The organism is Cupriavidus sp. 207A1 (genome assembly GCF_057798955.1).
The window spans coordinates 400,775-412,962 of the sequence record NZ_JBYOJO010000001.1 but is presented as its reverse complement, the minus strand read 5'-3'; the positions used below and the strand labels follow the sequence as shown (position 1 = coordinate 412,962).

The window sequence follows — 12,188 nt, the reverse complement described above, 5'->3', positions numbered from 1 at the left end:
GCAGCAACGCCTGTTGTCGTGCCCTGAGCCATCGGCTCCAGGGTGGTCGTTGCTTTGCGGAGGCTTTATGCATTTGCACTTATCCACCAAGTGCGGGCGCCGGCTGGCGCTCGCGCTCACGCTGCTTGCCGTGATCCACCCGGCATGGGCGGAGTCCGCGCCAGCCCTTTCCCTGCAGGAAGCGCTCGCGCTCGCCGCGGCGCGTTCGGCCGATGCCGAGACCTCGCGCTCGGCAGTCCAGTCAGCCATCGAGATGGCTGTGGCCGGCAGGCAGATGCCGGACCCGGTCCTGAAGGTCGGCGTCAACAACGTCCCGGCGAATGGCCCGGACCGGTTCTCGCTGGGCACCGATTCGATGACCATGAGGTCGATCAGCCTCATGCAGGAATTCACACGCCCGGCGAAGCGCCAGGCCCGCGCCGAGCGCTTCGAGGCCGAGGCGTCGTCGGCCGAGGCGCAACGTATGGTGGCGCTGGCCAACGTGCAACGCGGCACCGCCACGGCGTGGCTGGAGCGCTGGTATGCGGAACGCGCGCACGAGCTGCTCGCCGAACAGGCGCAATCGATCAAGCTGTTGATCGATGCGGCACAGGCCGCCTATCGCGGCAACCGCGGCTCGCGCGCCGAGATCCTGGCCGCCCGGATCGAATCGCAGCAACTGCAGGATCGCGAAGACGAAGCCCGCGCCGCGGTCGCCTCGTCCCGGGCGATGTTGCGCCGGTGGGTCGGCGATGCGGCAGCGTTGCCGCTGGCCGAGCGTCCCGCGCTCGATGCTCCGGCCTGGCTCGATACCCTGGATGCCGCCGGCGCCGCGCAGCTGCCAGACCTCGCTGCCGCGCAGGCCCAAGCCGGCGTGGCCGAGGCCGAGAGCCGCGTCGCGCGCGAGAACAAGGTGCCGGATGTCAGCGTCGAGCTGATGTACAGCCAGCGCGGCCCCGCCTACTCGAACATGGTGTCGCTGAACGTCTCGCTGCCGCTACCTTGGGACCAGGAACATCGCCAGGACCGCGAACTGGCCGCCAGGCTGGCGCAGGCCAACGCTGCGCGGGCGCAAGCCGAATCGGTACGCCGTGGCCTGATTGGACAGCTGCGCGGCAAGCAGGCCGAACTGCAACTCAGCCAGACGCGCCTGGAGCGCTATCGCAATGCCACGTTGCCGCTGGCGAAGGCACAAACCGAGGCGGCCCTGAGCGCCTATCGCACTGGCGCCGGCAGCCTGGCCGCCGTGGCCGAGGCCAGCCGCAAGGCGCTCGAGCTGTCGCTCGATCGGCTCCGGCTGGAGGCAGCGACCGCCAGGCTCTGGGCCGAGCTCACGTTCCTGATGCCGTTGCCGACCGCCGCGCAAGCCATGCCGCCGCAAGGAGCCCAACCATGAAGCAAACCGCGATGGCACGGACCCTGGTGGTTCTGCTCGTGCTGGCGAGCGCTGGCGCTGCCTATTATCTCGGCCATCAACAGGGGCGCCGGCAGATCGCCGCGTCGGACACGCCGGCCAGCGGCACCGGGGCGGCGAACCTGAAGGCCGGCGATATCGATCCGGGCACGGGCAAGCGCATCCTCTACTGGCATGATCCGATGGTGCCGGGCCAGCGCTTCGACAAACCCGGCAAGTCGCCCTTCATGGATATGCCGTTGTCGCCCGTGTACGAGGAAGCGGGTGGCAGCGCGACCGTCACCGTTGACAGCCGCGTGGCGCAGAACCTTGGCGTTCGCACGGCAGAGGTCAAGACGGGCCGGCTGGCCTCCGCATTCGAAGTTCCGGGCAATGTTGCGATCGACGAGCGCGGCATCGAAGTGCTGCAGGCCCGTACCAGCGGGTTCGTCGAGCACGCGTATGCCAGGACGACGCTGGATCCGGTGCGCAAAGGCCAGCCGCTGGCACAGATCTATTCGCCGGAATGGGTCACTGCGCAAGAGGAATACCTGGCGGTGGTCCGCATGGGCGCAACCCTGCAGGGCGATTTGCGCGAAGCCGCGATGGCCCGCATGCGGCAGGCCGGCATGACCGACAGCCACATCCGCCTGGTGCAGGACACCGGCAAGCTGCAGCCGCGGCTTGCCATCACCAGTCCGGTGGACGGGATCGTCACCGAGGTCGGCGCGCGCGACGGCATGACGGTCTCCCCCGGCACGACGCTCTTTCGCCTTGCCAGCCTGGCGACGGTATGGGTACTGGCCGAGGTGCCGGAGACCTATGTCTCGCGGCTACGGCCCGGACAGGCGGTGTCCGCGCTCGCGGCCGCCCTGCCTGGACAAGCGCTGCCCGGCAAGGTCGACGCCATCCTGCCCGACATCAACCCCGGCACCCGTACTGTCAGGGTGCGGATCGAACTGCAGAACAAGGGCCGTCAGCTGTTGCCAGGCATGTTCGTGACGGCCCGCTTCGAGGCCGCAGCTGGCACGGACCGGCTGCTGGTCCCGACCGAGTCGCTGATCCGCACCGGCACGCGCACCATCGTCATGGTGGAAACCGGTCCCGGCGGGTATAGCCCGGTCGAGGTCAGGACTGGCGCAGCTTCCGGCGGACAGACCGAAGTGCTCGAGGGCCTCGAGTCCGGACAAAAGGTAGTGGTCTCCGGCCAGTTCCTGCTCGACTCCGAAGCCAGCCTGCGCGGTGCCACGCAGCGCATGACCGCAGCACCAGCCGCGCCGGCAGCTGCCGCCGCAGGCCCGGAGCACGAAGGCACCGGACGCGTGGAGGCGGTCAGCGCGAAAAGCATGACGATTTCCCACGAGCCGATCCCGTCGGCCAGCTGGGGGGCCATGACCATGGACTTTGCCGCACCCGCTTCCGGCATGCCGCAAGGATTCAAGCCCGGCGACCGTATCCGCTTTCGCTTTCAACTCGACCGCGACGGTGCGGCGACGTTGTCATCGGTGGAACGCGCAGCTTCTGCCCCGGGAGCCCGGCCATGATCGCGCGGCTTATCCTGGCTTCGATCCGCAACCGCTTCCTGGTGCTGCTGGCCACGGTCGTGCTGACCGCGTGGGGCTTGTGGGCCGCGCGCAGCACGCCGCTCGACGCGCTGCCGGACCTGTCCGACGTGCAGGTGATCATCCGCACGCCGTTTCCCGGCCAGGCCCCGCAGATCGTCGAAAACCAGGTCACCTATCCCCTTACCACGACGATGCTGTCCGTGCCCGGGGCCAGGACCGTGCGCGGCTATTCGTTCTTCGGTGACTCCTATGTCTATGTGTTGTTCGAGGATGGCACCGATCTCTACTGGGCGCGCTCGCGCGTGCTGGAATACCTGAACCAGGTGCAATCCCGGCTGCCCGCCGCTGCCAGGCCGGCCCTGGGCCCGGACGCCACCGGCGTAGGCTGGATCTACGAGTACGCCCTGGTCGACCGGACCGGGCAGCACGACCTCGGCCAGTTGCGTGCGTTGCAGGACTGGTTCCTGCGCTTCGAGCTCAAGTCGCTGCCCAATGTGGCCGAAGTCGCGTCGCTGGGCGGCATGGTCAGGCAGTACCAGATCGTCCTGATGCCGGACCGGCTGCGGGCCTATAACCTGTCGCAGGCCAAGGTGCTGGCGGCGCTCAAGGGGGCGAACCAGGAGACCGGCGGATCGGTGCTGGAGCTGGGCGAAGCCGAATACATGGTGCGCGCCAGCGGCTACCTGAAGACGCTCGATGACTTCCGCCAGATCCCGCTGCTCACCAGCGAGGCCGGCATCCCGGTACGGCTGGGAGACGTCGCCACGATTCAGCTTGGCCCGGAAATGCGGCGCGGCATCGCGGAACTCGACGGCCAGGGCGAAGTCGCGGGCGGCGTCATCGTGATGCGCTCCGGAAAGAATGCGCTGGAGACCATCGACGCGGTCAAGGCCAGGCTCGCCTCCTTGCAAACGAGCCTGCCCAAGGGCGTGGAGGTGGTGACGACCTATGATCGCTCAGCGCTGATCCAGCGTGCGGTGCATAACCTGACTGGCAAGCTGATCGAGGAATTCATCGTGGTGGCGCTGGTGTGCCTGGTGTTCCTGTTCCACCTGCGGTCCGCGCTGGTCGCCATCGTCTCGCTGCCGCTCGGCGTGCTGGCCGCGTTCCTGGTGATGCGCTACCAGGGCGTGAACGCCAACATCATGTCGCTTGGCGGTATCGCCATCGCCATTGGCGCAATGGTCGATGCGGCGGTGGTGATGATCGAGAACGCCCACAAGCACCTGGAACGCTGGCACGCCGACCATCCCGAACGACCATTGAGCACACAGGAGCGTTGGCGCGTCACTGGCGAGTCCGCGGCGGAAGTGGGCCCGGCCCTGTTCTTTTCGCTGCTGATCATCACGCTCTCCTTCATTCCCGTATTCACGCTGGAGGCGCAGGAGGGGCGGCTGTTCTCGCCGCTGGCGTTTACCAAGACCTATTCCATGGCGGCTGCGGCCGGCCTGTCGGTCACGCTGGTGCCCGTCCTGATGGGCTACATGATTCGCGGCAGGATTCCATCGGAACAGGCCAATCCACTCAGCCGCTGGCTGATCCGCGGCTACCAGCCCTTGCTTGCCAGAGTACTGGCGTACCCCAAGACCACCATTGCGATCGCGGTACTGCTGCTGGCGGCAACCGCCTGGCCCGCGATGCGCATCGGCGGCGAGTTCATGCCGCCGCTCGACGAGGGGGACCTGCTGTACATGCCGTCGGCGCTGCCGGGCCTCTCCGCCGGCAAGGCGGCGCAGCTGTTGCAGCAGACCGATCGGCTCATCAAGACCGTGCCCGAGGTGGCGACAGTATTCGGCAAGGCCGGCCGCGCCGATACCGCCACCGACCCGGCGCCCATCGAGATGTTCGAGACCACCATCCAGTTCAAACCGCGGGACCAGTGGCGCGCGGGCATGACGACCGACAAGCTGGTGGAGGAACTGGATCGCGTGGTCAGGGTGCCTGGCTTGTCGAACGTCTGGGTGCCACCAATACGCAATCGCATCGACATGCTCGCCACGGGGATCAAGAGCCCGGTTGGCATCAAGGTGGCCGGCACGGACCTGAAAGAGATCGACCGGCTCGCCACAAGGATAGAAGAGGCGGTCAGGACGGTACCGGGAGTTACCTCGGCGCTTGCCGAACGTCTCACCGGCGGCCGCTATATCGATGTGGACATCGACCGCGGCGCCGCTGGCCGGTACGGTCTCAACATCGAGGACGTGCAGAGTATCGTGTCATCCGCGATCGGGGGCGAGAATGTCGGTGATGTGGTCGACGGGCTGGCGCGCTTTCCGATCAACGTCCGCTATCCGCGCGACTACCGTGATTCCATCGAGCAATTGCGCGCCCTGCCCATCGTCACCGACAAGGGTCTGCAGATCACGCTTGCGGACGTGGCGCGCATCGAGGTCGTGCAAGGCCCGCCGATGTTGCGCAGCGAGAATGCACGCTTGTCCGGCTGGATCTATGTCGACATTCGCGGACGGGATCTCCGTTCAGCCGTGCGCGAGATGCAGGCCGTGGTGGCAAAGACGGTGCCGATGACGGCGGGGTATGCGCTGAGCTGGTCAGGACAATTCGAGTACCTGGAACGGGCCACGGCCAGGCTCAAGCTGGTGGTGCCGTTCACGCTGCTGATCATCTTTGTGCTGCTTTACATGGTTTTCGGCCGCCTGGATGAGGCGCTGCTGATCATGGGCACCCTGCCACTTTCGCTGATCGGCGGCTTCTGGCTGCTCTATCTGCTGGGCTATAACCTCTCCGTGGCTGGCGTCGTCGGCTTCATTGCGCTGGCCGGCGTGGCGGCGGAATTCGGTGTCATCATGCTGCTCTATCTGAAACAAGCCTGGAATGAACGCGAAAACCGTGGCGAAACCACGCAGTCGGCACTTCTCGACGCGATCCGGGAAGGAGCGGTGCAGCGCGTGCGCCCCAAGGCCATGACGGTCGCGGTAATCCTCGGCGGCCTGATCCCCATCATGTGGTCGCATGGCACGGGCTCGGAAGTGATGCAGCGCATTGCCGCACCGATGGTCGGCGGCATGGTGACTGCCCCATTGCTGTCCCTGTTCGTCGTGCCGGCGGTGTATTGGCTGATGCGCCGACGGCAGACCCGAGTTCCCCCAGTCCCTACCCACTCTCCACTTCAGGACGAATCGCAATGAAACCCGGCAAGACTCTCGCACTCGCGCTCACCATCGTCGCCGCCTCGACCGTCTCCACCGCATTCGCAGCGGGATCCATGGACAGCCACAACATGCACGGCATGGACAGCAGGGCACCCGCGGCGTCAAAGCAGGCTTCCCAGCCTGTGCCAGCCGAGATCAGGAAGATCGATGCGTCGGCCGGCAAGGTGACGCTCAAGCACGGCCCCATCGAGAACCTCGGCATGTCCGCCATGACTATGGCGTTCCCGGTCAAGGACCGCGCCTCGCTGAGGAATTTCAAGGAGGGCGACGCGGTTTCCGTCACCTTCGACAAGATCGACGGCAAGCCGACCGTCATCGACATGCAGCGCAAGTAGGCGCGCCTGGCCGCATGTCGCCGCTGCCGACGGCGGCATGCCATGTCAGATGCTCGGCCGGGTCCCCACGGCTAGTGGACCGACCCGGGCTGCAGTTCGACCTTGATCCAGCCAGGCTGGCGCTGGTCGAAGGCCTCGTAGGCCTCGATCGCCGAGGTCATCGGCTCGCGCCGCGTCAGGATGGCGGCCGGATCGACCGCACCGGTGCGCACCAGTTCCACCAGCCGCGGGATAGTGGGCATGCGGCGCCAGGCGGGCGGCCTCCTGCTCGCTTTCCGGGATGGACGGATCCTGCGCCGCCGGACCATGGTGCGCATGCATGGCATCGACGCCGACGGCATCGATGGCGCGGAACAGCGGCCGCAAGCACCCGCGTGGCAATTTCTGCTACGCGCCTTGCAATCCATTCCGGCGCGCAGGCACCGGCCGCCGAGGGCAGGGGAAGCACTGCGCCGCCGTGATTGCGAGCTTCCGACTTCGGCAACCAGCGCGCAGAGAAACGGCTTGGGCATGTCGATTGCTAAATCTCACCTGACGTCCTCAAGCTGGCGCACATTACCAAGGAGGCACCCATCATGAAGCTCTACTACGCTCCCGGCGCATGTTCCCTGGCGGCACATATCGCCCTCATCGAGACCGGCCTTCCCTTCTCTACCGAGCGCGTCGACCTGCGCGCCGAGCCGCACAAAACCGAGCGCGGCGCCGACTACAAGACCATCAACGCCAAGGGCTATGTGCCGACGCTGGAGCTCGATCAGGGCGACCGGCTGACCGAGGCGGCCGTGGTGGTCCAGTACATCGCCGACCAGGCTCCGGAACAAGGACTTGCCCCCGCGTGCAGTACGCTTGAGCGCTATCGCTTGCAGGAATGGCTGAACTTCATCTCGTCCGAACTGCACAAGGGCTTCGGGCCGTTCTGGAAACCCGGCACGCCGCAGGAGCAGAAAGAGGCGACGTGGGCGCGCCTGTCACAGCGGTTCGACTGGCTGGCTCCGCAGCTCGCGGACAAGGATTATCTGATGGGAGAGTTCAGCGTCGCGGACGCCTACCTGTTCACGATCCTGAGATGGCCGGACCATTTCAAGCTGTCGCTTGATCGCTGGCCTGCGCTGCAGGCGTATCGGGCGAGGGTCGGGGCACGACCGGCGGTGAAGCAGGCATTGCAGGAGGAGGGGATTGGCTGACGTGGAGCGCGCCTTACACCTTCGGCAGCTCCCGCACCGGTTTTCCAGTGACGACGGCGCGCCTACGATGCCATGCGGCATTACGCCGTACTTCATTTCGACCATCCTGTTCAACCCGCTGGGCGACTCGTACGTGTTCTCGCCGACGATCTTCCACACCTACTTCGGCGCGGTCAGCGGCGCCGTTTTTTCGTGATGGGGCCAGGACGCCACCTCTGAGTCCGAGATCCATGGCACAGATGCGCACATCCATTTCTGCTTTATAAGGATTTACCCCTAGATCTACCCCTCCGGAATTTCGGACACGTATGCAAACGAACCGCGTGACGGTATGGTGGAGCGGTCTATTAAGTAACTGCCTCATGAATAAAGGTGCTTTTGAGGGCGCTGTGCAGCAATGATTAGATCATTACAGATTCGATCCGCCACCGTTGCGGACCTGCCTGCAATTACTGCGGTGCTAGACGAATGCGGATTAATGCAAAACACATTGTGGCCGCAGTATTCGTTCCACATTGCGTTAATGGAGGGGCGCGTTGTCGCCTGTGCCGGAGCGGAGCGGCACGGGCAAGTGATAGTCGTCTGTTCGGTAGCGGTGCTGCCCCCATATCGGGATCGCGGAATTGCCAAACACCTGGTATCTGCCGTTCTGGTGCGCGCGCGTGCAGAGGGCTGCGAACGCGCGGTCCTCGCCACCGCAAAATGCCCCGGCTTCTTTTCGCGCTACGGTTTTTCCCTTGTTTCGACGACCTCTCTGCCTGTCAGCCTACGGAATTCGCATACATTGACGTCGCCGGGAATGCCAGCGGGAGTCTGCATGCAATGCGAATTGAAATAGTGACCGGGACTGCAAAAGGACGGGAACCCAATTGCGGTCCAGTGAGAGGGGTACTGCAAAACGGATTCACCGTAGAACTGCCGCTTTTCCTGATTTCACAGGCAAAACACAACGGAGTCCCGCGTTGACAAGGTGGCCGTAGGCGCTAACGTACGAAAAACAACCGCTTCTTGAAGGCACCAAGTTTGACCGACCTCGGCTAATTTACTGCCTGGCGCCCGCTTCTTTGAACTCGACATCCTCCACGTCGTCGCCCTTCTTCTCGGCGCTCGCCTCGTTCGCGTGGGCGGCGCGACCAGAGCCAGTGTCCGGCTGAGCAGTAATTGGGCAGCCAAATTTCAAAGGGACAAGTTTGCGCCGCGCGTTGGGGCAAGTGCCTTGCCGGAGACGCCTACTTTCGTCCACATTGACCGCCCGCCGCACCAGGCGAGTCGCGGCGACGCTCGCCGTCAGACAGCCCGCGCCAGTGCAACGGTTTCGGCACCCGCCGGGAAGTGCAGCCGATCAGAGGTGTCGTTGGCGGCATCCCAGACGCCTTCGGCGACATCCGTCGCAGTCGTCACTGCGCAGAGCTGGCTGAATCCCGCGAACACTTCATGAGCGACAGGCTCGTAAGGCTTCAGTACATCGATGGGGCCAGCGGCCTGCAAGGCCCGGTCGATGCTCTCGGTCTGCGTGACATCAGACCAATCGTTATTCGGCCCGGATGCTGCCCTGCTTGATGTTGACTGGTCGTTCAAAAACCCTCACACTGGCGTTATTGAACAATCGTTCCATAACAGGTCAATGGTGTTGCATGGGTCGACCAAGGACGTTCGACGAAGACGTTGTTATCGCCTGCGCGGCGGAGGTTTTCGGCCGTATTGGCTACAACGCCTGCTCGGTGGACGACCTGGTGGAGGCCACGGCGTTGCAACGAGGCAGCCTGTACAAGGCATTCGGTTCCAAGCGCGGCCTGTTCGAAAAGGTGCTGGACCGGGTTCTTGTCGGCGAATGGTACCGGGACCCGGCCGCGCTCGATCTTCTCATCACCGCCCTGCGCGAACTCGCACCGGCCGATCTGCCGATCGCTGCCCGTTGCCGGGATGCCCTGCAGGCTTATGGACAAGACGCTGCCGAACTGCTCGGCGCGCGTCTGCTCGGTCACCTGCCCCCTTACGATCCCAACAAGGAGTAGCGATGCCTCGCCTTGAATTAACCGACCGCGAACTTGTTGTCCGTTTGACACCGTGGGAATCGATCTGGTCGCTGCGCCGTGGCTTTCGCGTGCCGCTGGCGCAGGTTCGCGGCGCTACCGAAGACAATGGCTTCGATGGCAGAGCGCTAGGCCTGCGCCTTCCAGGCACCTACTTCCCGGGCCTGATCGCCGCCGGCACCTTTATCAACGGCGGCGACAAGCAGTTCGTCTACACCTCGCGCAAGCTGCAGACCATCGTGATCGAACTTGCCCGGAATGACTGGGCCCGCCTGGTGATCGGCGTGCCCGACGCGCGCGCCGAGGCAGCGCGAATCAACGCCGCCGTCGCCAGCCGCCACTAGCATCCCAAACGGATCGGGGACCAATTCGACAACCAAGCGTCGGCAGCGCCAGGGCTAACCTGATTAGCGCCATTGGAGCTACGCGCTCTTGCTATAAGCGGACAACCCTGCCGCCAGTGCCGCGAAGGTCACGGCGCAGCGCGCGCTTGCCCGCAGGTCTTCATGCATGGCAATCCAGCTGTCCATCGTCAGCGAGAACTGGCGGTGGAGAACCCGCACCAGCTGGCTGTCCCGCGCGGCCAACGCTGACTGGCACACACCGATGCCCAGGCCGGCGCGGATAGCTGCCAGTTGAGCCAGGTCGCTGTCGGCCCGGAAGGCGAAGCGGTCCCGCGAAAACTGAGGGACCTTTTCCTGGAACCGGCGAATATAGGCGTTCTCGTGATCGAAGCCGATCAGCGCGTGGCCGGACAATGCCTCCATCGACCTGGGAACGCCCCGGGCCGCAAGGTAACGCTTATGGGCATGCAGGCCGAGCTCGATCCTGCCGACGCGCTTGGCCACCAGTGCCTGCTGCACCGGCTGGAACATGCGTACCGCAATGTCCGCCTCGCGATGCAGCAGATCGTCGGCCCGGTTCGACAACACCAGCTCGATCACCAGTTCCGGATGCTCGCCATGCAGCGCGGCCAGGACCGGCGGCAGCACTTCGACGCCGATGACCTCGCTGGCCGTCACTCGGACCGTGCCTCGCACGCCGGCTCCGTGGCCACTTGCCGCCCGGCGCAGGGCGGCCGCCGTGGCAGCGATACCGGCGGCATAGGGCCTCAGTTCCAGCGCGGCGTCCGTGGGCGCGAAGCCATCAAAGGATCGGGTAAAGAGCGTCAGCGCCAGAGCCGACTCGAGGTTGTCAATGTGCCGCCCTACGGTCGGTTGCGTCAGGCCCAACGCCCGCCCCGCCGCGGATAGCGAGCCGGTCTCCATCACCTGGAGAAAGCTCCGGTACCACTCCCAATTCGGTTCGCTGTCGGCCATGGTATGCAAATTTGTTTAGCTCCTAGCGAATTCTAGGCAATTTTCTTTTTCACTGTCCATGCGCACACTGCAGTGATTCGCAACCCGTTCGCCCAACCCAAAGGAAGCCACCATGTCCAGGATCGCATTGTTCGGCGCCGCCGGCGTCATTGGCCAAAGCATCGCCTCGGCTTTGCGCAGCCAAGGCCGCGCCTACCGCGTCGTCGGCCGCAATGACGCCAGCCTGCGCGAAGCCTTCGGCGCCGACCCATTGGCCGAAATCGTTACCTGGAATCCGGATTCGCCGGCCTCGGTGCGCGCCGCAGCGGACGGTGTGGACACGCTGATCTACATGGTCGGCGTGGACTACTGGCAGTTCGACTTGCACCCGAAGCTGATGCGCCAGACTCTCGATGGGGCGGTGGCCGCCGGTGTCAGACAGTTGATCCTGATTGGTACCGTATATCCCTACGGACGGGCGGGATCCAACCCGGTACGCGAAAGCCATCCCCGCGAACCGCACACTTTTAAAGGCCGCATGCGCAAGGCCCAGGAGGACCTGCTGATGCAGGCCCATGCCGACGGCCACATCCGCGCGACCGTGTTGCGCCTGCCGGACTTCTACGGCCCCGGCGTGGAGGCCAGCCTGCTGCATCGCGCCGCACAGGCAGCGGTGCATGGCGGCACCGCCGACATGGTCGGCCCGATCGACCGCCCGCACGAGTTCGTGTTCGTGCCGGATGTCGGCCCGGTGGTCGCGCGGCTTGCCGATACACCCGCCGCTTTCGGCAAGATCTGGCACCTCGGGGGTGCCGGTACGACGACCCAGCGCGACCTGGTCGCGGAAATGGAGCGCCAGACCGGCGCGAAGCTCAGGCTGCGCGTGGCGGGCAAGACGATGCTGCGGCTCATTGGCCTGTTCAACCCCTTCATGCGCGAGATGGTGGAGATGCACTACCTGATAACCGAGCCGCTGATCCTGGACGACTCGGCGCTGCACCAGCTGATCGGCCCGATCCACAAGACGCCATATGCGCAAGGCATCCGCCAGACGCTGGCGGCGGTTCCTGGGAATCGCGCTCCACTGCGACGGCCTGAAGCTGATGGACAGAACCCATAAAGCACGAATGCGCCTTAGGGTGAGGGAAAATCAGATCGTGGACGCTCCACCGTGGGGAAGCAGGGACACTCCCGGCGGCCCGGAATTCCCGGACCTTTGATGCACCACACG

12 protein-coding genes and 1 pseudogene are annotated in these 12,188 nt (G+C 65.1%); 10 read left to right on the top strand and 3 right to left on the bottom strand.

Going from position 1 to position 12,188, the window contains the following annotated elements:
- Window positions 1–67 precede the first annotated feature (67 nt).
- The 4 genes from AC3FMM_RS01900 to AC3FMM_RS01885 are packed head-to-tail and all read left to right on the top strand — an operon-like array spanning window position 68 to window position 6,442.
- Window positions 68–1,375: a TolC family protein gene (locus tag AC3FMM_RS01900; RefSeq protein ID WP_115681686.1), complete on the top strand. Its 1,308-nt coding sequence runs from the start codon at window positions 68–70 to the stop codon at window positions 1,373–1,375.
- The gene (locus tag AC3FMM_RS01895; RefSeq protein WP_488686044.1) at window positions 1,372–2,916 is read left to right on the top strand and encodes an efflux RND transporter periplasmic adaptor subunit; all 1,545 of its coding nucleotides are present in this window, start codon (window positions 1,372–1,374) and stop codon (window positions 2,914–2,916) included. Before AC3FMM_RS01900 ends, AC3FMM_RS01895 begins: the two co-directional genes overlap by 4 nt.
- The gene (locus AC3FMM_RS01890; protein ID WP_488686043.1) at window positions 2,913–6,083 is read left to right on the top strand and encodes an efflux RND transporter permease subunit; all 3,171 of its coding nucleotides are present in this window, start codon (window positions 2,913–2,915) and stop codon (window positions 6,081–6,083) included. The genes AC3FMM_RS01895 and AC3FMM_RS01890 overlap by 4 nt, the downstream gene beginning before the upstream one ends.
- Window positions 6,080–6,442, top strand: coding sequence for a copper-binding protein (locus AC3FMM_RS01885; RefSeq protein WP_116313514.1), 363 nt, complete (start codon window positions 6,080–6,082; stop codon window positions 6,440–6,442). Before AC3FMM_RS01890 ends, AC3FMM_RS01885 begins: the two co-directional genes overlap by 4 nt.
- 71 nt (window positions 6,443–6,513) lie before the next feature.
- On the opposite strand, the pseudogene AC3FMM_RS01880 reads toward AC3FMM_RS01885, so the two are convergent.
- Window positions 6,514–6,672, bottom strand: a pseudogene (locus AC3FMM_RS01880) (glutathione-dependent formaldehyde dehydrogenase); the annotation flags it as partial.
- 345 nt (window positions 6,673–7,017) lie between these two features.
- Here AC3FMM_RS01880 and gstA point away from each other — a divergent pair.
- The 3 genes from gstA to AC3FMM_RS01865 all read left to right on the top strand — a co-directional run bounded on the left by gstA (window position 7,018) and on the right by AC3FMM_RS01865 (window position 8,464).
- Window positions 7,018–7,626, top strand: a complete 609-nt coding sequence (gene gstA, locus AC3FMM_RS01875) for a glutathione transferase GstA (protein WP_488686042.1) — start codon at window positions 7,018–7,020, stop codon at window positions 7,624–7,626.
- A gap of 67 nt (window positions 7,627–7,693) precedes the next feature.
- Window positions 7,694–7,822, top strand: a complete 129-nt coding sequence (locus AC3FMM_RS01870; RefSeq protein WP_473703539.1) for a hypothetical protein — start codon at window positions 7,694–7,696, stop codon at window positions 7,820–7,822.
- A 201-nt stretch (window positions 7,823–8,023) separates the two neighbouring features.
- The gene (locus AC3FMM_RS01865; RefSeq protein ID WP_115712416.1) at window positions 8,024–8,464 is read left to right on the top strand and encodes a GNAT family N-acetyltransferase; all 441 of its coding nucleotides are present in this window, start codon (window positions 8,024–8,026) and stop codon (window positions 8,462–8,464) included.
- A 449-nt stretch (window positions 8,465–8,913) separates the two neighbouring features.
- Here the strand turns inward: AC3FMM_RS01865 and AC3FMM_RS01860 are convergent, their stop codons facing one another.
- The gene (locus AC3FMM_RS01860; protein WP_488686041.1) at window positions 8,914–9,204 is read right to left on the bottom strand and encodes a hypothetical protein; all 291 of its coding nucleotides are present in this window, start codon (window positions 9,202–9,204) and stop codon (window positions 8,914–8,916) included.
- 56 nt (window positions 9,205–9,260) lie between these two features.
- Between AC3FMM_RS01860 and AC3FMM_RS01855 the strand changes: the two genes are divergently transcribed.
- Both AC3FMM_RS01855 and AC3FMM_RS01850 read left to right on the top strand, forming a co-directional pair.
- Entirely contained in the window at window positions 9,261–9,641 is a 381-nt protein-coding gene (locus AC3FMM_RS01855; RefSeq protein WP_488686040.1) for a TetR/AcrR family transcriptional regulator, read from the top strand.
- 2 nt (window positions 9,642–9,643) lie between these two features.
- Complete coding sequence (locus AC3FMM_RS01850) at window positions 9,644–10,003, top strand: hypothetical protein (protein ID WP_488686039.1); 360 nt, start codon at window positions 9,644–9,646, stop codon at window positions 10,001–10,003.
- A 78-nt stretch (window positions 10,004–10,081) separates the two neighbouring features.
- Here AC3FMM_RS01850 and AC3FMM_RS01845 read toward each other — a convergent pair whose 3' ends face one another.
- The gene (locus tag AC3FMM_RS01845; RefSeq protein WP_488686038.1) at window positions 10,082–10,978 is read right to left on the bottom strand and encodes a LysR family transcriptional regulator; all 897 of its coding nucleotides are present in this window, start codon (window positions 10,976–10,978) and stop codon (window positions 10,082–10,084) included.
- 112 nt (window positions 10,979–11,090) lie between these two features.
- Here AC3FMM_RS01845 and AC3FMM_RS01840 point away from each other — a divergent pair, with 112 nt between their 5' ends.
- Window positions 11,091–12,077, top strand: coding sequence for an NAD-dependent epimerase/dehydratase family protein (locus tag AC3FMM_RS01840; protein WP_116313511.1), 987 nt, complete (start codon window positions 11,091–11,093; stop codon window positions 12,075–12,077).
- Window positions 12,078–12,188: the final 111 nt, after the last annotated feature.